Origin of the sequence: Caulobacter ginsengisoli (assembly GCF_030814835.1) — a bacterium.
GTDB lineage: Bacteria > Pseudomonadota > Alphaproteobacteria > Caulobacterales > Caulobacteraceae > Caulobacter > Caulobacter ginsengisoli.
The window spans coordinates 683,989-702,501 of the sequence record NZ_JAUSVS010000002.1; the positions used below are offsets into that span (position 1 = coordinate 683,989).

19 protein-coding genes and 1 pseudogene are annotated in these 18,513 nt (G+C 69.2%); 14 read left to right on the plus strand and 6 right to left on the minus strand.

Going from position 1 to position 18,513, the window contains the following annotated elements:
* Positions 1-176 precede the first annotated feature (176 nt).
* A complete protein-coding gene (locus QO010_RS08730) occupies positions 177-1,316 on the plus strand; it encodes a helix-turn-helix transcriptional regulator (RefSeq protein WP_307348264.1) in 1,140 nt (379 codons plus the stop codon).
* Here QO010_RS08730 and QO010_RS08735 read toward each other — a convergent pair.
* Positions 1,311-2,600 carry a calcium-binding protein gene (locus QO010_RS08735; protein ID WP_307348265.1) on the minus strand — a complete coding sequence of 430 codons (1,290 nt, stop codon included), beginning with the start codon at positions 2,598-2,600 and terminating at the stop codon, positions 1,311-1,313. The genes QO010_RS08730 and QO010_RS08735 overlap by 6 nt on opposite strands.
* 1,167 nt (positions 2,601-3,767) lie before the next feature.
* Between QO010_RS08735 and QO010_RS24055 the strand changes: the two are divergent.
* Positions 3,768-5,057, plus strand: a pseudogene (locus tag QO010_RS24055) (methyl-accepting chemotaxis protein); the annotation flags it as partial.
* Here QO010_RS24055 and QO010_RS08745 read toward each other — a convergent pair.
* Entirely contained in the window at positions 5,054-5,662 is a 609-nt protein-coding gene (locus tag QO010_RS08745) for a YdcF family protein (RefSeq protein WP_307348269.1), read from the minus strand. The pseudogene QO010_RS24055 and the gene QO010_RS08745 sit on opposite strands and share 4 nt — an antisense overlap.
* A gap of 4 nt (positions 5,663-5,666) precedes the next feature.
* Positions 5,667-6,518 carry a protein phosphatase 2C domain-containing protein gene (locus QO010_RS08750; RefSeq protein WP_307348271.1) on the minus strand — a complete coding sequence of 284 codons (852 nt, stop codon included), beginning with the start codon at positions 6,516-6,518 and terminating at the stop codon, positions 5,667-5,669.
* A 214-nt stretch (positions 6,519-6,732) separates the two neighbouring features.
* On the opposite strand from QO010_RS08750, the gene QO010_RS08755 reads away from it, so the two are divergent.
* The 6 genes from QO010_RS08755 to QO010_RS08780 all read left to right on the plus strand — a co-directional run bounded on the left by QO010_RS08755 (position 6,733) and on the right by QO010_RS08780 (position 13,239).
* Complete coding sequence (locus QO010_RS08755) at positions 6,733-7,512, plus strand: hypothetical protein (RefSeq protein ID WP_307348274.1); 780 nt, start codon at positions 6,733-6,735, stop codon at positions 7,510-7,512.
* A gap of 164 nt (positions 7,513-7,676) precedes the next feature.
* Complete coding sequence (locus QO010_RS08760; protein WP_307348275.1) at positions 7,677-8,933, plus strand: hydrolase; 1,257 nt, start codon at positions 7,677-7,679, stop codon at positions 8,931-8,933.
* Positions 8,933-9,940: an arginine N-succinyltransferase gene (locus tag QO010_RS08765; protein ID WP_307348276.1), complete on the plus strand. Its 1,008-nt coding sequence runs from the start codon at positions 8,933-8,935 to the stop codon at positions 9,938-9,940. The genes QO010_RS08760 and QO010_RS08765 overlap by 1 nt, the downstream gene beginning before the upstream one ends.
* Complete coding sequence (astD, locus tag QO010_RS08770) at positions 9,937-11,391, plus strand: succinylglutamate-semialdehyde dehydrogenase (RefSeq protein WP_307348277.1); 1,455 nt, start codon at positions 9,937-9,939, stop codon at positions 11,389-11,391. Before QO010_RS08765 ends, astD begins: the two co-directional genes overlap by 4 nt.
* The gene (gene astB / locus QO010_RS08775) at positions 11,388-12,719 is read left to right on the plus strand and encodes an N-succinylarginine dihydrolase (protein WP_307348278.1); all 1,332 of its coding nucleotides are present in this window, start codon (positions 11,388-11,390) and stop codon (positions 12,717-12,719) included. The genes astD and astB overlap by 4 nt, the downstream gene beginning before the upstream one ends.
* Before the next feature lie 133 nt (positions 12,720-12,852).
* Entirely contained in the window at positions 12,853-13,239 is a 387-nt protein-coding gene (locus tag QO010_RS08780) for an endonuclease domain-containing protein (RefSeq protein ID WP_307348279.1), read from the plus strand.
* A 110-nt stretch (positions 13,240-13,349) separates the two neighbouring features.
* Here QO010_RS08780 and phhA read toward each other — a convergent pair whose 3' ends face one another.
* Complete coding sequence (phhA, locus tag QO010_RS08785; protein ID WP_307348282.1) at positions 13,350-14,213, minus strand: phenylalanine 4-monooxygenase; 864 nt, start codon at positions 14,211-14,213, stop codon at positions 13,350-13,352.
* Positions 14,214-14,292: 79 nt separating this feature from the next.
* Positions 14,293-14,874: a TetR/AcrR family transcriptional regulator gene (locus QO010_RS08790; protein ID WP_307348284.1), complete on the minus strand. Its 582-nt coding sequence runs from the start codon at positions 14,872-14,874 to the stop codon at positions 14,293-14,295.
* Between the two features lie 59 nt (positions 14,875-14,933).
* On the opposite strand from QO010_RS08790, the gene QO010_RS08795 reads away from it, so the two are divergent.
* Together QO010_RS08795 and QO010_RS08800 are read left to right on the plus strand one after the other, a co-directional pair.
* Entirely contained in the window at positions 14,934-15,263 is a 330-nt protein-coding gene (locus tag QO010_RS08795; RefSeq protein ID WP_307348286.1) for a darcynin family protein, read from the plus strand.
* Positions 15,235-15,540 (plus strand): 4Fe-4S dicluster domain-containing protein, encoded by a 306-nt coding sequence (locus tag QO010_RS08800; RefSeq protein ID WP_307348287.1) that lies wholly within the window; start codon positions 15,235-15,237, stop codon positions 15,538-15,540. The genes QO010_RS08795 and QO010_RS08800 overlap by 29 nt, the downstream gene beginning before the upstream one ends.
* Here the strand turns inward: QO010_RS08800 and hspQ are convergent.
* Positions 15,537-15,866: a heat shock protein HspQ gene (gene hspQ / locus QO010_RS08805; RefSeq protein WP_307348288.1), complete on the minus strand. Its 330-nt coding sequence runs from the start codon at positions 15,864-15,866 to the stop codon at positions 15,537-15,539. The two genes, QO010_RS08800 and hspQ, sit on opposite strands and share 4 nt — an antisense overlap.
* A gap of 160 nt (positions 15,867-16,026) precedes the next feature.
* Between hspQ and QO010_RS08810 the strand changes: the two genes are divergently transcribed.
* The 4 genes from QO010_RS08810 to QO010_RS08825 all read left to right on the plus strand — a co-directional run bounded on the left by QO010_RS08810 (position 16,027) and on the right by QO010_RS08825 (position 18,468).
* Positions 16,027-17,145 (plus strand): Ppx/GppA phosphatase family protein, encoded by a 1,119-nt coding sequence (locus tag QO010_RS08810; RefSeq protein WP_307348289.1) that lies wholly within the window; start codon positions 16,027-16,029, stop codon positions 17,143-17,145.
* Positions 17,142-17,849, plus strand: a complete 708-nt coding sequence (locus QO010_RS08815) for an RlmE family RNA methyltransferase (protein ID WP_307348291.1) — start codon at positions 17,142-17,144, stop codon at positions 17,847-17,849. Before QO010_RS08810 ends, QO010_RS08815 begins: the two co-directional genes overlap by 4 nt.
* A 69-nt stretch (positions 17,850-17,918) precedes the next feature.
* Positions 17,919-18,176, plus strand: coding sequence for a type II toxin-antitoxin system ParD family antitoxin (locus QO010_RS08820; protein ID WP_307348293.1), 258 nt, complete (start codon positions 17,919-17,921; stop codon positions 18,174-18,176).
* Positions 18,160-18,468, plus strand: coding sequence for a type II toxin-antitoxin system RelE/ParE family toxin (locus tag QO010_RS08825; RefSeq protein WP_307348295.1), 309 nt, complete (start codon positions 18,160-18,162; stop codon positions 18,466-18,468). Before QO010_RS08820 ends, QO010_RS08825 begins: the two co-directional genes overlap by 17 nt.
* The last annotated feature ends 45 nt before the right edge of the window (positions 18,469-18,513 follow it).

Genomic DNA, 18,513 nt, shown 5'->3' on the forward strand with positions numbered 1-18,513 from the left:
TGTAGCCTCCGGTTGGGTGTGGCGGCCTCCCCCGAGGACATGCCGAGGCTATGGGCGCGAGGCGGGGCGCACATCGAACGAACGTCCTAGGCGGCGACGAAATTCGCCCAGGCCGCGAATCCGGCCCCATCTTCGCTTGGCGGGCCGGCGGTCTCGTGGTTTCATTGGCAAGAAGGGTGGGCGACCAGCTGCGCAAGCGGGGGATCGCCATGACGGCCATCGACGACACGCGCGTTCTGGGCCTGGTCGACGAGATCTACCAGGCCGCCGCCGACTTCGACCTCTGGCCCCGGGTTCTGACCAGCATCGCCGACGCCTGCGGGGCGCAGGACGCCTCGCTGGGGGCGATGGCCCCGCACGGCATACCCTGGATCTTCGCGCCCCGCACCGATCCCGACTTCATGCGCCGTTATGGCGACTATCACGCCGACGACCATGTCTGGCACGGCGTCACCCGCCGGGGCGTCGGCTCGGCGGCGACCGACGCCATGGTCCTGCCGCGCGAGAATCTGCAAAGGAGCGCCTTCCACAACGAGTGGTCCCGGCCGCAGGGCTATCGCACCGTCATGGGCTGCATGGTGCTGGCCGAGCAGGGCTGGCGGTCGGTGCTCATGCTGCCGGGGCGCGAGGACTTCGAGCCCGAGGCCCTGCGCCTGCTCCAGGCCCTGACCCCGCATCTGGAACGGGCGGTGCGGCTCAATATCCGCCTGGCCCTGGGCCAGGGCGGCGAGGGGCTGACCTCGCAGCTGCTGCAACGGCTGGAGGCGGCCGCTCTGCTGGTCGACGCCGAGGGCCGGGTGCTGTTCGCCAATCCCGCCGCCGAGGCGCTGTTCCGCGGCGGTCGCGGGCTAAGGCTGGCCCAGGGCAGCCTTACCGCCGAGCGGAGCGCCGACGCCGAGCGACTGCGCGCCCTGATCGCCGGCTGCGCCGCCGGCGACGGTCTGGACCAGGCCGGCGGCGTCGTCCGCATCGACAACATCTCCGGCCGCCCGCTCATTCTGCAGGTGAGCGCGGTGCGCCGGCCCACGCCCATCATCTGGGCCGGGCAGCCGGCGGCCATCATCCTCGACGCCGGCCGCCAGGCGCCGCTAGGGGCGGCCGACCGCCTGCGCCTGACCTACGGCCTGACCCCCGCCGAGGCGGCCTTCGCCCTGGAGATCGCCAAGGGCGACGGCAAGCCCGCCGCCGCCCGCCGCAGCGGCATCGCCTACGCCACCGCCCGCACCCATCTCTCGCACATCTTCGACAAGACCGGCGTCCACCGGCAGGCCGAACTGGTCAGGCTGGTTCTGGATGAGGAGGGCAGGGCCCTATAGCACCCAGCCCACCCCCAGCGCGCCCGAGCCGTGCAGCCACAGCTCGGCGTCGGCGAGCTTGTCGCCGTTGACGTCGAACTGCACGTGCACCACGCCGGTCGCCAGGTCGTAGCCCATCACCATCTGGCCCGCCTGGCCGTTGAAGGCGGTGACCCCGGTGAAGGCCTGGTTGCCGGCCAGCTTGGTGTTGGCGTCGATCGCCGACAGGTCGATGACGTCGAAGGCGCCGACATCGATGAAATGATCGGCGCTCGAGCCCAGGCCGATCTCCGCCAGGCTACGATAGATGACCTTGTCGTTCCCGGCGCCGGTGCCGACCGTGTTGGCCGCGGCGCTGAGATAGAGGGTGTCATTGCCCGATCCGGTCTGGATGTTCTCGATGGAATTGAGGGTGAAGCTGACTCCGCCGTTGACCTGGGCGGCGGTCTTGGCCAGGTCCAGCACAAAGCCTTGGCCGGTGGTGGGCGTAATCAAGGTGTCGCTGCCGTTGCCGCCCAGCATGATCCCGCCGCCACCGCCGTAGAGGCGGTCATTGCCCTCGCCGCCATCCAGCGTGTCACCCGCCCCGACACTGGTCAGGCTGTCGTCGCCGCCGGCGCCCTGCAGCAGGTTGACCGCCGCATCGCCCGTCAGGGTGTCGGCAAAGGCCGAGCCGTAGAGGCGCTCGATGCCGCCCAGGATGTCGGTCCCGGCCCCGATGGTGTTCTGGGCGCCCTTCAGCGTCAGATTGACCGTCACGCCCCTGGCCGCATCCTCGTAGGAGGCCCAGTCGACGCCATCGCCGCCGTAGAGCTGGTCGGCGCCCTCGCCGCCGACCAGCCAGTCATGGCCGGCCCCGCCGTTCAGTACATCGTCGCCCAGCCGCCCGACCAGGGTGTCGTTGCCCGCCTGGCCCGACAGGGTGTTGGCGCCGTTGTCGCCGAACAGGCTGTCGTCATGGATCGAGCCGTAGATGTTCTCGATGCTGGCGATGCGATCGGTCCCACCGCCGCCGGTGTCCTGCCAGTTCACCTGCAGCATGTTGAAGGTGATCGACGACGTAGCGTCCTCGTAGGAGATCCAGTCGTTGCCCTCGCCGCCATTCATCTGGTCGGCGCCGGCCCCGCCGACCAGCCAGTCGTCGCCCGCCCCGCCGTTCAGCGTGTCATTGCCCTCATGCCCGACCAGGGTGTCGTTGCCGCCATTGCCCTGGATCTGGTCGTCGCCCGCGAAGCCGTAGGCGATGTCGTCGGCGTCGGTCCCGAAAAAGCTGTCGTTACCCGCCGTGCCGCGAAAGTTGCTCATCCTGCTACCCTGAAATGTGCCAAAACCGGTCGAATTCAGGGGCCCGCCGCACCCATGGCGGCGCGGGTTGCAAGCAAAGGGCCGGGCCGAGCCGCCGCTGGACGGTATGAGGGGGCCACCCGCGCCCAGCCTTGACCAAGCCATCGCTTGGTGTTTGCCGCTGCTATGCTCGGATTGAGGGTATTTGAACGGATCTAGACCTCCACCTTGGGTAGTTCTCGCTAAGGTGAATAAGCATTTGGAGAAGGTTGCTTTTCTGTCTGCTTGGGAAAACTTGCCTGCGACAAAGGCTCCCGGGCCGATCCATTTAAAGAAAGCACTCCATTAACTTTGCGGGCGCAGGGTCTGTGGAAATTCCGTAGGCGGATCAAAATCATGCTGCGCTTCATCCACTCCCACATGTCGTTCGGCGCGCGCCTGGCGCTGCTGGGGCTGCTGTTCGCCGCGCCGCTCGCCCTTCTGACCTTCCTGTTCGTGCGCCAGAGCTGGAAGGAGATCGCCTTCGCCCAAAGGGAGATCGCCGGCGCCGAATATCTCTCTACCGTCTGGCCGCAACTCGAGGCGGCTGCGAAGGGGGAAGCCGCCACCGGCGACGATCTCGGCAAGATGGCGGCGCGCTACGATCCGGTTTTTCGCACCGGTGAAGCCATGATCGCACTGCGCGACGCCAAGGACGCGGACCTGCGCCTGCGCGCGGCGACCGCGCTGATCGGCAAGGTCGCCGACGCTTCGAACCTGACCCTGGATCCCGATCTCGACAGCTTCTACGTGATGGATGCGGTCACGGTGCGCATGCCGGCCCTTGCGCTGGCCAATGTCGACGTCACCAACGCCAGCGCCTTGCAGGACGAGGACGCCGCCCGCATTGCCCGGCTCGCGGCCGCCCTGGACCGCCTGAACGCCCGGGCCTCCGAGACGGTCAACGATCTGGCCACGGCCATGGACGCCAACGCCGCGGGCGAAACCCGCCGCAAGCTGTCACCCTTGAGCGAGCCGCTGCGGACAGCGGTGGCCGGGCTCGACGGCCGGGCCAAGGCGGGCCTGGCGGTCGGCGCCCTTGCCGTCCGTCCCGATGGCGAGCAGGCCCAGGTCGCCACGGCGCTCGGGGCCTCCTGGCGAGGCGCCCATGCCGAGCTGACCCGTCTGCTCGAGGTGCGGCTTGCGCATCTGATCAACGGTCTGGTCGTCAACCTGGCGATCGCGGCGGCCTTCCTGGCGCTCTCCAGCCTCCTGGCCTGGACGATCGCCAGGGCGCTGACCCGTCGCATCGGCGATATCGTCGGCGCCATGGACGATATCGCCGGCGGCGACCTGACGCGCCAGGTCCCCCATCTCACCGACCGCAATGAAACCGGGCGGATCGCCACCGGCGTCCAGGTCTTCAAGGAGGCTTCGATCGCGAAGATCCAGCTGGAGGCGGAAAGCCGGCGCCACGAACAGCTGGCCGACCAGCAACGCGCCACGACCGAGGCGGAGCGCACCCGCACCGCCGCTGAACTGGCCCAGGTGGTGGAACTGCTCGCCGCGGGGCTGGCCGGCCTGGCCAGCGGCGACCTGACGCGTCGCATCGACCAGGTCTTCGCCCCGGAATACGAGTCGCTTCGGGCGGACTTCAACTCGGCCATCGGACAGCTCGAGGGGGCGGTGCAGACCATCCTGATCAATGTCCGGGCCATCGACGGCGGGGCCCGCGAGATTTCCCAGGCGGCGGACGATCTGTCCCGCCGGACCGAGCACCAGGCGGCCAGCCTGGAGGAAACCGCCGCGGCGATCGAGCAGATCACCGCCACGGTGCAGCGGGCGGCGGCCAGCGCGGGCCAGGCCGCCTCGGTGGTCGGCGCCTCCAAGGCCGAGGCCCAGAATTCCACGGCCGTGGTCCAGGAAACCGTCCAGGCCATGACCCAGATCGAGGACTCCTCGCGCCAGATCGGCCAGATCATCGGGGTGATCGACGAGATCGCCTTCCAGACCAACCTGCTGGCCCTGAACGCCGGCGTCGAGGCGGCGAGGGCTGGCGACGCCGGCCGGGGGTTCGCGGTGGTCGCCGCTGAGGTCCGCGCTCTGGCTCAGCGCTCGGCGGACGCGGCCCGGGAAATCAAGACCCTGATCTCGGCCTCCGCCACTCAGGTGAAGAGCGGCGTGGACCTGGTGGGCCGCACTGGAACCGCGCTGCACAACATCGCCGAGCGGATCATCGGCGTCGACAACCTGGTGCGCGAGATCTCCGCCTCCGCCCAGGAGCAGGCCACGGGCCTGAGCCAGGTCAACACCTCCGTCAACCAGATGGACCAGGTGACCCAGCAGAACGCGGCCATGGTCGAACAGACCACCGCCGCCAGCCACGCCCTGGCCGCCGAGGCGCAGGCCCTGGCGCGGTCGGTCAGCCGGTTCAAGGTCGGGGCGGAGCAGGGTGGGCGGGCGCCTGGTGCGCCGGTGGAAGTGCGGCGGCGGGCCTAGCCGCCCCGATCCTCATGGCTCTCCGGGGTCTCCCTCCAGTCGGCGATGAATCCCGCATCCCGATAGGGCCCAAGCTTGCGCCATTCCAGTAGCACGCGGTCGCGGGAGGCTGGATGGAGATGCCACTCCTCGGCCGCATGGCCGTAGTGGCTGACGGGCGCGAGCATCTTGTCGACCTCGGGCCAGTGGCGCTCAAGGGTCATCAGGTAGCGCACCGAGGTGCAGTGTTTGCCCACGGCGATCAGCGAGCGGACGTTTCGCAGGCCCAGTTCGGCGTCGATGATGGGCAGGGAGAAGATGACGTTCTCGCCGGTGTTGGTCGCCCGGTGCTCGGTCAGGATGACCTCGGCGGGAACGCCCGCCGCCGCCATGCCGGCCGAGATCACCTCCGCCTCGGTCCGCGCCTCGCCCAGGGTCGGGCCACCGGTGACGATGGCGGCCTTGAAGTAGCCCCGTCGCCAGAGGTCGGCGATGGCCTCGATGAACTCGGCTACCCCGTGCCGGGTGCCGAACACGAACAGCAGGTCGGCGGGGGCCAGCCGGGTGCGGACGAGAAGTTCGCGCTCGATGGTGTCGATCAGGGCCTGGGGGAGGGGTTCGGTCACGGCGCTACCGGACCTCCAGCAGCAGGGCGGTGGCGTCGTCACCCTTCTTGAACCGCGGGAAACGCCGGCCCTCGGGATCGGCGTCCTCGATCGCCCGCAGTTCCCGTAGCAGGGCCGCCAGCCCCTCCGTGCGCGCCGCCGCCATCAGGCCGGCGGGGTCGTAGCGCTGGTAGTCGCTGGCCAGGGCCAGGAAGCCGTCGGTGGCCAGCAGCAACCAGGTTCCGGGCGGGGCGGCGAGGGTCGCCGTCTGGGCGTGCTCGGCGCAGCGGACATCCGGCGCGAACACCCAGTCCCCGTCGTCGGCGGTGTTGTAACGATTGCGGGCGGCGCGGGCGAGGGTCAGGAACTCCGGCCGCTCCAGATGCCCGACCGCGCCCATCCCCAGCGAGGCGGCCAGGCTGGCGGCGGCGCCGGCCTCGTCGGCCTTCTGGTCGAAGGCGCTGCCCACCACCTCGATGGCCTGCCCTGGCCGCTGGACCAGGGCGCTACAATCGCCGAACCACAGGGCGGTCAGGGCGTCGGGCGGCCCGGCCTGGACCATCATCAGCGAAGCCATGGGCAGTTCGTACATCTCGGTCGGGGCGCTCAGCCGCTCGGCGACGAACCGCGCCTCGACATCGGCCAGCGCCGCCCGCAGCAGGTCGTGGCCGTGGTGGGTGGTTGAGTGGTGAGTCAGCCGCTCCGCGCCCTGCTGCGCCACCCAGGCCGCGTCACTCGGCGTGTCGAGCAGGCGGCCACCGAGGCCGGTGGCGCCATCGAGCACCGCGGCGAAGCCGTCAGCCGCGCAGAAGGCGTCGTCGTTGGGGCGGCCGGCGCTTCCGGGGTCGCTGAGGCTGTCAGTCAGGGCTAGGCGCATGCTGGCGTCTGTCTTGGAGGACCATCTACGGTTCCACCATGTGCGGGCGACTCGACTACGGCCTGAAATCAAGTTCTGTGACGGTTCGCTTCCTGCAAAAAGAGGGCGGGCGTGGCCATTGAGCCGGGACTGGAAAGACCAGGAATGGATAGCGTATCACCGGGTTGACCCATCACCTGGACGGCCACGCAAGCCCTTTGCGCCTGGGAAAGCCATGAGATCGAGAGATCCTCGCCACACGCCATTCGATCCGCCCAGCGCGCGAGATTGGATACTGCTGGTCATCAGCCTGCTGTTCGTCGCCGCCGGCGTCCTGGAGATCGTCCGCGGCGACTGGCGCACCGGGGCTATCACCCTGATGTTCTTCGGCGGCGGAGCCCTGCTGTTCGCCGGCCAGATATTCACCAAGCTGCGCTGGCGCCGCTCCAGCCCGGGCAAGGTGGCCATCGCCGGCAGCCGAGACATCCCTATGGCGCGGGGCCGGATTCTGGCGCTGGTCGCGGCTGTCGGCGTCTTCGGCCTGGCTGGCGCCCTGCTGGGCGGAAGCATGGGCCTGGTGCTGCAGGGTCTCTGCGCTGGCCTGGCGCTCTTCGCCGTTGGCTTCACCCTGGCGCTGCTCTGCAACTGGCTGCCAACGCCGGCTCTGCGGTTCGAGCCGCAGGGCCTGGTCGTCCAGCGCGGATCCAGACGCCGCTACCGGGCGGACTGGGACAATATCGCCGGCCTGTCGGTCGGCGAGCTCGCCCGCAACCCGATGATCCTGCTGCATTTCCACGACTCCGCCGCCGTCACCATCCTGCCGGGCGCTCAGCGGGCCCTGGTCCAGCGGGAGATCGCCTCGACCCAGGGCCTCTACGGCGCGGACCTGGTCATCATGCCCAAGCTTTTCGGCCTGGACGCCCAGCTGCTGGCGGCGGCGCTGCAGCGCTACATCAAGACGCCGGCCGCCCGGACGGAGCTGGGCGCCTGGGCCGCTGTTCCGGCCGGGACCTGACGGCGCTGAGCGCGCGGGCCGTCTCCGGGGGTTCACCTTCCCTCCAACCCCCGCTACAACCCCCCAGCGACCGCCGTCTTGCGCCATTCCGGACGGTCGCCCTGGAGGAACCCGCGTCGACAGCTAGTCCGCGGCAATGGCGTCTAGACCGTGGGCTCATTGCGATGCGTTTGACGCGCGACGACCAGATGATTCTGGATTCCCTCAGCGAAAGGGGCGGTGACCTGGTCGGCCGCGCCGTCGACTGGTGCGCCATCAATAGTGGCAGCCGTAACACGGCGGGCCTGACCGATACGCTGAAAGTCCTGGTCAAGGCCAGCGAGGACAGCCTGCCGGGCGGCGAGCTAACGCTTGAGCCGCTTGCGCCCACGGTCGAGATCGCCGCTGACGGCAGTGAAAAGGTCCAGAAATACACGCCGTCCATCCTGGTGACCGCCCGGCCGGACGCGCCGGTGCAGGTCGTGCTGACGGGCCACTACGACACAGTGTTTCCCGCCGAGAGCCGCTTTCAGGCGGTGACGACCCGCGCCGACGGCGCCCTCAACGGTCCCGGGATCGCCGACATGAAGGGCGGCATCTCCATGCTGCTGGGCGCCCTGGAGGCCTTCGAGGCGCATCCGGATGCGAAGAATGTCGGCTACCGCCTGCTGCTGTCGCCGGACGAGGAGATCGGTTCGCTGGCCTCCGGGCCAGTGCTGGCTCGGATCGGGGCGCTGGGGCATGTGGGGCTGACCTATGAGCCCGCCCTGGCCGACGGGACCCTGGCCTCGGAACGCAAGGGCTCGGGCAATTTCCATGTGAAGATCACCGGCCGCGCCGCCCATGCCGGCCGCGACTTCGCCCTGGGCCGCAACGCCATCACCGCCGCCGCCCGCATCGCCGGGGCGCTGGACGGTCTGAATGGCAAGCGTGACGGGGTGACGCTCAACGTCGCTCGCATCGATGGCGGCTCGCCGCTGAACCAGGTGCCGGACATTGCCGTGGTTCGCTTCAACGTTCGCTTCCCCGACGCCGAGGCCGGCGGCTGGCTGCGGCTGAAGATCGAGGAGGCCATGAAGGCGGGGCAGGGGGATGGCCTGACCGTCAGCCTGCATGGCGGTTTCACCCGGCCGGCCAAGCCGTTCAACGCGGCCCAGTCGGCGCTGTTCGGGGCGGTCAAGGAGGCCGGCGCGCTGCTGGGCCAGGAGATCGCCTGGAAGTCCTCCGGCGGGGTCTGCGAGGGCAACAACCTGTTCGCCGTCGGCCTGCCCAATGTCGACACCCTGGGGGTGCGCGGCGGCGACATCCACAGCGAGAACGAGTTCGCCTGGCCTGACAGCTTCGCCGAGCGGGCCCGGCTGTCGGCCCTGATCCTGATGAAGCTGGCCTCGGGCGAGATCGACGCCCACGGCATCCACGCCCTGATGAAAGCGAGCGCCTGATGCTGGTCGTCCGACCCGCCCTGCCGGCCGACTACGACGCCCTGATGAACCTGGCGGTGCTGTCCGGCCGCGGCTTTACCAGCCTGCCCGAGGACGAGCCCACCCTGCGCGACCGCCTGGAGCGTTCCCAGGCCAGCTTCGCCGGCGAAACCGCCGCCCCCGACGCCTACTACACCCTGATGCTCGAGGACCTCTCCGACAACGCCGTCATCGGCGTGGCGGCCGTCAAGGCGGGGGTGGGGCTGAAGCGGCCGTTCTTCTCGTTCCGGGTCGTGACCCTGGCCCAGTCCTCCCCGACCCTGGACATGCGCTTCGACCACCAGGCCCTGGTGCTGGTCAACGAATGCGCCGGCTGGTCGGAGGTCGGCTCGCTGTTCCTGCGGCCCGAGCGGCGGATGGGCGGGGCCGGGCGGCTGCTGGCCCAGTCGCGCTACATGCTGATCGGCATCGAGCCGCAGCGGTTCGCCGAGAACGTGCTGGCCGAACTGCGGGGCTGGTTCAACGAGGACGGGACCTGCCCGTTCTGGGACCATGTCGCCCAGAAGTTCTTCCGCATCCCCTTCGACGAGGCCGACCTGCTCAGCGCCTCGACCAACGGCCAGTTCATCCTGGATCTGGCGCCCCGCCACGCCATCTATACCGGCCTGCTGCCCGAGGACGCCCGCCAGTCGATCGGCCGCTGCCACCGCGAGGGCGAGGCGGCCCGGGCCATGCTGGAGCGCGAAGGCTTCCGCTATCAGGGCCTGGTCGACCTGTTCGACGCCGGCCCCACCATGGGGGCGCGGCGCGACGACATCCGCACGGTCAAGGAAGGCCGCCGCCTGATGGTGCGGCTGGGCGAGGACGCCTTTGGCGAGGAGGCCCTGGTCTCCACCGCCGATATCGGCCGCTTCCGGGCGGTGCGGGCGCCGGTGCTGATCGATGGCGAGGCGGCGGTGCTGTCGCGGGACGCGGCGGAGGTGCTGGGCGTGCGGGAAGGCGAAGCGGTGCGGGTGAAGTCGTCATGAGCAAGGGGAATTTCATCGCCGGCCGCTGGCAGGCCGCCGAGGGCGCGGCCTTCGCTTCGATTGATCCGGCCACCGGCCAGCCCGTCTGGCAGGGCGCCGCATCGACCGGCGCCGACGTCGCCGCGGCGGTCGAAGCCGCTCGCGCCGCCTTCCACGGCTGGTCCGACCGGCCGCGCGAGGAGCGGATCGCCGCCCTGCGCCGCTACAAGGCCGCCCTGGAGGCCCGCCGCGAGGCCTTCGCCAAGGCCCTGTCGCGCGAGACCGGCAAGGCGCTGTGGGAGACCACGGCCGAACTGGGCTCGATGATCGGCAAGGTCGACATCTCCATCGCCGCCTATGACGAGCGCACCGGGGTCAGGGAAACCGCCATGCCGTTCGGCCGGGCGGTGCTGCGCCACAGGGCTCATGGGGTGATGGCGGTGCTGGGGCCGTTCAACTTCCCGGGCCACCTGCCCAACGGCCACATCGTCCCGGCCCTGCTGGCCGGCGATACCGTGGTGTTCAAGCCCTCGGAAGAGACCCCGCTGGCCGGCCAGCTTATGGTCGAGGCCCTCGAAGCCGCCGACCTGCCGGCCGGGGTCGTCAACCTGGTGCAGGGCGGGCGCGAGACCGGCGCGGCTCTGATCGACCAGCCCATCGACGGCCTGCTGTTTACCGGTTCGGCCGGGGCGGGCGCCCACTTCCGCCGCCATTTCGCCGACCGGCCCGACGTCATTCTGGCCCTGGAGCTGGGCGGCAACAATCCGCTGATCGTCTGGGACGCCACCAATGTCGAGGCCGCCGCCGGCTTGGTCATCCAGTCGGCCTATATCACCAGCGGCCAGCGCTGCTCCTGCGCCCGCCGGCTGATCGTGCCCGAGGGTCACGAGGGCGAGGCCATCATCGAGGCGGTCGCCGCCCTGGCCGACCGGCTGGTCATCGGCCCCTGGGACGGCGGTGAGGAGCCCTTCATGGGCCCCCTGATCAGCGATCGCGCCGCCAACCAGGCGCGGGCCGCCGCCGCCGCCCTGGGCGGCCGGGTGATCCGCCAGGCCGACCGGATTCCCGAGGCGCCGGACAGCTTCATCACCCCGGGCCTGATCGATGTCAGCCACCTGACCACGCCGGACGAGGAAATCTTCGCCCCCATCCTGACCGTCCGCCGCGCCGCCACCTTCGACGGCGCAATGGCGCTCGCCAACGACACCCGGTTCGGCCTTTCCGCCGGGCTGATCAGCGACGACGCCGCCCTCTGGGGCCGGTTCCTCAACCGTATCCGCGCCGGCGTCGTCAACTGGAACCGGCCGACCACCGGCGCCGCCGGCTCGGCCCCGTTCGGCGGGCTGGGCGACAGCGGCAATCATCGGCCCAGCGCCTACTACGCCGCCGACTACTGCGCCTATCCCGTGGCCAGTTTCGAGGCCGGCCATGTCGCCTCGACCCTGAGTGAAATCAAAGGTCTGCGCGCGTGACCTCAGCCGTCGAAGCCAATTGCGACGGCCTGGTCGGGCCGACCCACAGCTTCGCGGGGCTGGCCCCCGGCAACATCGCCAGCGAGGTCAATAAGGGCGATGACTCCAACCCGCGCGGGGCGGTTCTGGAGGGTCTGGCCAAGATGAAGCGGCTAGCCGACTGGGGCCTGCCCCAGTTCGTGCTGCCGCCGCACGAACGGCCCGATATCGCCTTCCTGAAAAGCATTGGCTTCACCGGCAGTGACCGCCACATCATCGAGACCGCCGGGCGCCTGGCGCCCGAGATGCTGAACAGCGCCAGTTCCGCCTCCTCGATGTGGGCCGCCAACGCCGCCACGGTGACGCCCAGCGCCGACAGCGCTGACGGCCGCGTCCACTTCACCGCCGCCAACCTGTTGACCAACCTGCACCGCAGCCTGGAGGGCGAGCAGACCGCCCGGGCCCTGCGCACCCTGTTCCCCGACGAGCGCCGCTTCGCCGTCCACGACCCGCTGCCGCCGCAGCCCCACTTCGGCGACGAAGGCGCGGCCAACCATGTCCGCCTCTGCGCCGACCACGGCCGGCCCGGGGTCAACCTGTTCGCCTATGGCCGTGAGGCCTGGGAGCAGTGGACCGGCCGCTTCCCGGCCCGCCAGACCCTGCAGGCCAGCCAGGCCGTCGTCCGCCGCCACGGGGCCCACGGGGCAGTCTATGCGCGACAGGCGAGGGCAGCCATCGAGGCCGGGGTGTTTCACAACGACGTGGTTTGCGTGGGGGCCAAGTCGACCCTGTTCTTCCACGAAGCCGCCTTCGAGGACAAAGCCCAGGTCCTGGCCGAAATCCGCGCCGCCGCCGTCGGCTTCGAGCCGCAGTTCATCGAGATCGCCACCAACGACCTGCCGGTCATCGACGCGGTGCGCTCCTACCTCTTCAACTCGATGCTGGTGGCCCTGCCGGACCGCGACCGCCTGACCCTGATCGCCCCAATCGAGGTCGCGGAGACCCCGACCGCGGCGGCCGTCGTCCAGCGCCTGATCGATTCCAACGGCCCGATCGGCCACGTCGAATACGCCGACGTCCGCCAGAGCATGCGCAACGGCGGCGGCCCCGCCTGCCTGCGCCTGCGCGTGGTCCTGACCCCCGAGGAACTGGCCGCAGCCAACCCGGCCCAGCGGTTCGACGCCGCTCTGCACGATCTGCTGACCGCCTGGGCCAACCGCCGCTACCGCGACCGCCTGCCGCCGGCCGACCTGGCCGACCCGAACCTGCTGGTGGAAAGCCGCGAGGCGCTGGACGAACTGACCCAGATCCTCGGACTGGGGTCGGGGTTTTATCCGTTCCAGAGGTAAAACTCCGCTCCCGGCGGGAGCGGACGGCCGCCCGAGGCGCGCCTGCAGCGCGCCCGTGGCCCGGCCCGGTGAGGGTTTCAAAGGCCGTGTTAAGGCCTCTTCCAAGTATCACCGTTCTTGTTATGTTCAGGTTATGCGGGGTCGAGACCTCACCTTCGAACGCGCGAGAGACCTCCGGAAAAGCATGACGCTTCCGGAGGTGATGCTATGGCAAGCAGTGCGAGCTAACCGGCTGAACGGCCTAAAATTCCGCCGCCAGCATCCCGCCGGACCTTACATCCTCGACTTCTTCTGCGCCGAACGTGACCTGGCCATTGAGGTGGACGGCGGAGTCCACGGTGACCCTGATCAAATCGCACATGACCAGCGGCGGGATGCATGGCTGAGGGAGCGCGGGATTGTGGTCCTGCGGTTGCCCGCGAGCTACGTAGTTCAGGGTCTTTCGGGCGTGCTGGAGATGATCGGCCAGGCTGCAGAAGAACAGCGCCAGCGGAAACGATCATACCGGGTGAGGCCTTAGATCAAATGGCTGGCCCCGAGCACGGCCTGTCAAACCCTCACCTGGCTGCTCACGGGCGCGCTGCATGCGCGCCTCGGAGCGGCCGTCCGCCCCCGCCGGGGGCGGAATAGCTACCCCGCCTTCGCCCGCGCGTACGCCTGCGTCCCGAGCGTGAACACCCTGTCCGTCGGCAGCACCGTCTCGATGGCCAGATCCTCCGCCGCATCCAGCGCCGCATAGACCGGCCCGAAGTCCTGCAGCGTGGCGTCCAGCAGCGCCTGCAGCGAGGGGATGACGAAATAGACCTGCTGGAAGTCGTCGATCCGGTAGTGGGTGCGCATCAGCCGGACCAGGTCGAAACCCAGCCGGTTGGGGGAGGGGTCGTCCAGGGCGAACATGGACTCGGTGCGCGAGGAGACGATGCCGGCGCCGTAGATGCGTAAACCCTGCGGGCTCTCCATCAGTCCGAACTCGACCGTGTACCAGTAGAGCCGCGCCAGGTTTTCCAGCCGGCCCAGTTCGGCGGCGCGGCGGCCGCCCTGGCCATAGGCCTGCATGTAGTCGGCGAAGGTGGGATCGGTCAGCATCGGCACATGGCCGAAGACATCGTGGAAGATGTCCGGCTCCTGCAGGTAGTCCAACTGGTCGGCTCGGCGGATGAACTGGCCGGCCGGGAATCTGCGGTTGGCCAGGTGCTCGAAGAAGACGTCCTCGGGCACCAGGCCCGGCACGGCCACGACCTGCCAGCCGGTCAGGCGCTGCAGCTCGGGGTTGATCCGCGCGAAGTCGGGAATGCCGCCGCGATGCAGGTCGAGCGCGTCCAGGCCCTTCAGGAACGGATCGGCGGCCCGACCCGGGAGCAGGGCGGTCTGGCGCTCATAGAGGGTGTTCCACACCGCGTGCTCTTCGGCCGTATAGGCGTTCCAGCCCTGGTCGATCGTCCAGTCGGCGGCGGCCCCGGGGGGCGGGGCGGTGGTAAAGCCATCGGCGCTCATGGGGTGAGGATGTGCCGGAATCCCTGGAAAGTCCCACCGGAGTTGCCCCGATTTCACCCGTTGCGCGAAACGACCTTGCTCAAGGCCCGGTCAGATAGCCAAGAACCGCCCGAAGCAGCCGCCGCTTGAGGCTGGCCGGGTCGATGCCGGAGTCGCTCAGCGCCCGGCCGATGACCATCAGGTCCTGCGCCGCCTCGGCGAAATCGACACCTGGAAGCTCGGCCGCGTGGCGGGCCAGTGCTCCCTGGGTCAGGGCCAGCATCACCGTGTCATCCTCGTGCTCAAGGTCCAGATCCCGTTCGGCGAAGTCCAGCGCCCGGGCCAGGGCCGGCCGCTCGGACTGATGGGCGATCATGACATCGATCAGAGCCTCGGCGGTTTCACGCAGGGTCGCACCCTGGTTGGCCGCCTGGGTCAGGGCCTCGCCGAACGCCGCCGCGTCCTGTCGCACCAGGGCGGCCAGCAGCGCCGTCTTGCCCGGGAAATACTGGTAGAGCGAGCCGACGCTGACCCCGGCCGCCTCAGCCACCCGGTTGGTGTTGAAACCCTCCAGCCCCGACTGTTCCAGAACGCGAGCCGCCGCGACCAAAATAGCCTCGACCAGAGCCCGCGAGCGCGCCTGGACCGGCTGTTTTCGGGGACTTAGCGGGTCGGCGGCCAATGCGAATATCCAATTGCGAATAAAAGCTCGTATCCTGGCGGCCCGACGGAGGCAAGCCGATGCAAACGCTCACCCTGTTCATGCTGCTGCGCTCGCAGCCCGCCTGGCTGCGGCTGTCCCGCCAGGCGCGGCAGGACTTCATCGCCGCCGAGGTGGCGCCGATCCTGGCCCGGTATCCGGCGGTGACGCTGCGCTTCTTCGACGCCGAGGCCTTCACCAGCCGCTGCACGGATGTGGCGGTGTGGACCGCGCAGGATCTGAAGAGCTGGTCCTTCCTGATGGACGCCCTGCGTGACACCGCCTTCTTTTCGGCGCCCTACTACGAGGTCGTCGACATCATTCCGGCCCTGGAGAACGCCTATGCCGAATACGACGCCGAGGCCGCCTGAGCGCGCCTGCCAGGCCGAGCCGGGCGCGTTCCGGCCCAGCGTCGATCTGGGCCGCTGCGAGGGCAAGGCGGCCTGCGAGGCGGTCTGTCCCTACGATGTCTTCGTGGTGCGGAAGCTGGAGCCGGCGGACCGGGCGGGGCTGTCCTGGCTGAGCCGGATCAAGATCGCCGTGCATGGCGGCAAGGTCGCCTATGTCGACAACGGCGAAGCGTGCCGCGCCTGCGGCCTCTGCGTGAAGGCCTGTCCGGAGGACGCCATCACCCTCGTGGGAGGCTAGTGAGCCACCCTGGGGCGCATATGGTAGTGCCCGTCCTGGAAGCCGTCGAAGATCAGCGCCGTATGCGGGTGGCCCACCGGCTCGCCGGTATCGTCGGGCAGCAGGTTCTGCTCGGAGACATAGGCGACGTAGGTGTTCTGATCGTTCTCGGCCAGCAAATGGTAGAAGGGCTGATCCTTGCGCGGACGGATGTCCTCGGGGATCGACAGCCACCATTCGTCGGTGTTGGCGAAGGTCGGATCGACGTCGAAGATCACCCCTCGGAAGGGGAAGATCCGGTGTCTGACCACCTGACCTATGCCGAATTTGGCGAGTCGCGTGTTCATGGCCTGAATCATAGACATCGCTTCCTGACGATTTGCTGAACGTAACCATCAGGTCTCAATTGGGAAACCCTACGCCTTCCGGCGCGCGAACTGAACCGCTAAGCTAGTCGGCGAAATGAGGCGCCGGCAACCGGCGTCTGCGCAGACAAGGTGCAAGACCATGTCGGAGCCGCCGCGTGAACGCGGCCCTGCCAGCAACGGCGGGGCGCGCGGGACGCCGGGCGAGTCGCCGTCCTACGCGGCGCTCGATCTGGGCACCAACAACTGCCGGCTGCTGATCGCCACCCCTACGGCGGGGGGCTTTCGCGTGGTTGAGGCCTATAGCCGCATCGTGCGGCTGGGCGAGGGGCTGGGCCAGACCGGGGCGCTGTCGGAAGCGGCCATGGAGCGGGCCATGGCGGCCCTCACCGTCTGCGCCGAGAAGGTGCGCCGCCGCCGCTGTCTGAAGATCAAGGCCATCGCGACTCAGGCCTGCCGCATGGCCTCCAACGGCGAGGCCTTCGTGCAGAGGGTCGCCGACCAGACCGGCCTGCGCCTGCAGATCATTCCGCCACGCGAGGAGGCCCAGCTGTCGGTGGCCGGCTGCGTGGCCCTGCTGGACCGCGAGGCCGATGCGGCCCTGGTGCTGGATGTCGGGGGCGGCTCGACCGAAATCTCGTGGGTGGACCTGAAGGGCCCGGGCCTGGACGCCCGCCCGCGCCAGTTCGCGACCTGGCGGCTGCCGATCCGCGCCTGGATCTCCATTCCCATCGGCGTCGTCACCCTGGCCGAGCGCTTTCCCGAGGGCGAGCGGACCGAGCACGCCTGGTACCGCGCCATGGTCGACGCCGTGAAGGCTGAGCTGGCCAATTTCGCGCCCGCCGAGTCGCTTAGGCCGACTTTCGACGCCGGCCGCGCCCATATGATCGGCACCTCGGGGGCGATCACCAGCTTGGCCGGGCTGCATCTCAACCTGGCCCGCTATGACCGCAATCAGGTCGATGGCCTGTGGATGACCCGGGGCGAGTGCGAGGCCGCCGCCGACCGCCTGCTGGCCCTGACCGCCGGCGAGCGCGCCCAGCAGCCCTGTATCGGCCCCGACCGCGCCGACCTGGTGCTGGCCGGCGCGGCGATTCTGCAGGCCGTGCAGGAGCTTTGGCCCTGCGAGCGGGTGCGGGTGGCTGACCGGGGCCTGCGCGAGGGCATATTGATGAGCCTGATGAGCGAGAACCAGAAGCGCAAGCGCCGGCGCCGCCGGCGCGGCGGCCGGGCCCCGCAGCTGGCCGGAGCGAGCGCATGACCGACGACGAAATCCCCAAACGCCGGCTGGTCAAGAAGCCCACCGGCGGCAACGAGGGCGGCCGCGGCAAGCCCGCCCGCCTCAAGACCGCCAAGGGCCGCACCCCCAGCTCGCAGGCCTGGCTGGAGCGGCAGATCAACGACCCCTATGCCGCCGAGGCGCGGGCCCTGGGCTACCGCAGCCGGGCGGCCTTCAAACTGACCGAGATCGACGACCGCCTGCACCTGATCAAGAAGGGCAGCAAGATCATCGACCTGGGCTGCGCCCCCGGCGGCTGGGTGCAGATCGCCCTCCAGCGCGAGGCGGGCAAGGTGGTCGGGGTCGACCTGCTGGAGGTCGATCCGCTGCCGCCCGCCGAACTGATCCAGATGGACTTCACCGACCCGGCCTGCGGCCCCCGCCTGATCGAGATGCTGGGCGGGGCGCCCGACGTCGTCCTCTCCGACATGGCCCCCAACACCGTCGGCCACCGCAAGACCGACCACCTGCGGATCATGGGCCTGATCGAGGTGGCGGCGGAGTTCGCCATCTCTGTGCTCAAGCCCGGCGGCTCGTTCGTCGCCAAGGCCTTCCAGGGCGGCGAGACGGCCCCGACCATGAAGATCCTCAAGCAGAACTTCACCGACGTGAAGAACATCAAGCCCAAGGCCAGCCGCACGGATAGCGCCGAGGTCTATCTGGTGGCGACGGGGTTCAAGGGGTGATCTTGCAATTTGTGTGACTAAGTCACATCATTCGTTGTGGAGGTGATCATGTCTCGAACCAGCAGGCCCATGACCGTGACGCTCGGTGCGATGCACGAAAAGGTCGAGGCGCGTGTGAAATCCGGCGCCTACGCCTCGGCGAGTGAGGTTGTTCGCGCGGGGCTCAGAGCTCTGGATCGGGAAGAAGAAACCCTCAATGCCTGGATGCGGGCGAAGATACGGGAAGCGTTGGATGATCCGGCGCCCAGCATCCCCGCCGAGGATGTCCTTGCCGAACTAAGGGCCCATCACTTGGCCCGAATGGCGGCAGATGGCGAAGACCTATAAGGTCGTTGTTCGGCCGAGCGCTCGACGCGATCTGATCCGTCTCTACGATTTCATCGCGGATGACTCCGGCCCGCGCCGTGCAGGCGTTTATCTTGAACGTATTCAGGCGGCTTATATGGCCTTGAACCTGTTCCCGGAACGAGGCTCCAGGCGTGATGACCTTGAACCGGGTGTCCGCACGATCGGGTTCGAGCGGCGTGTCGTGATCGCCTTTAGGGTTCTGTCCGACGAGGTGGAAATTCTGCGTGTCTTTTATGGCGGTCAGGACGTCGACGCTCAATTCGCCAACTGACGTTCAAAGCGCAGCGATCAGCCTCAATCGCTGCCAGCCCGATTG

Bases quoted from the DNA above. Each gene is read 5' to 3' on its own strand.
- QO010_RS08735 (WP_307348265.1), bottom strand. From the start codon at position 2,600: ATGAGCAACTTTCGCGGCACGGCGGGTAACGACAGCTTTTTCGGGACC.
- QO010_RS08750 (WP_307348271.1), bottom strand. From the start codon at position 6,518: ATGCGCCTAGCCCTGACTGACAGCCTCAGCGACCCCGGAAGCGCCGGC.
- QO010_RS08755 (WP_307348274.1), top strand. From the start codon at position 6,733: ATGAGATCGAGAGATCCTCGCCACACGCCATTCGATCCGCCCAGCGCG.
- QO010_RS08760 (WP_307348275.1), top strand. From the start codon at position 7,677: ATGCGTTTGACGCGCGACGACCAGATGATTCTGGATTCCCTCAGCGAA.
- QO010_RS08765 (WP_307348276.1), top strand. From the start codon at position 8,933: ATGCTGGTCGTCCGACCCGCCCTGCCGGCCGACTACGACGCCCTGATG.
- astD (WP_307348277.1), top strand. From the start codon at position 9,937: ATGAGCAAGGGGAATTTCATCGCCGGCCGCTGGCAGGCCGCCGAGGGC.
- QO010_RS08780 (WP_307348279.1), top strand. From the start codon at position 12,853: ATGCGGGGTCGAGACCTCACCTTCGAACGCGCGAGAGACCTCCGGAAA.
- phhA (WP_307348282.1), bottom strand. From the start codon at position 14,213: ATGAGCGCCGATGGCTTTACCACCGCCCCGCCCCCCGGGGCCGCCGCC.
- QO010_RS08795 (WP_307348286.1), top strand. From the start codon at position 14,934: ATGCAAACGCTCACCCTGTTCATGCTGCTGCGCTCGCAGCCCGCCTGG.
- QO010_RS08800 (WP_307348287.1), top strand. From the start codon at position 15,235: ATGCCGAATACGACGCCGAGGCCGCCTGAGCGCGCCTGCCAGGCCGAG.
- hspQ (WP_307348288.1), bottom strand. From the start codon at position 15,866: ATGAACACGCGACTCGCCAAATTCGGCATAGGTCAGGTGGTCAGACAC.
- QO010_RS08810 (WP_307348289.1), top strand. From the start codon at position 16,027: ATGTCGGAGCCGCCGCGTGAACGCGGCCCTGCCAGCAACGGCGGGGCG.
- QO010_RS08815 (WP_307348291.1), top strand. From the start codon at position 17,142: ATGACCGACGACGAAATCCCCAAACGCCGGCTGGTCAAGAAGCCCACC.
- QO010_RS08820 (WP_307348293.1), top strand. From the start codon at position 17,919: ATGACCGTGACGCTCGGTGCGATGCACGAAAAGGTCGAGGCGCGTGTG.
- QO010_RS08825 (WP_307348295.1), top strand. From the start codon at position 18,160: ATGGCGAAGACCTATAAGGTCGTTGTTCGGCCGAGCGCTCGACGCGAT.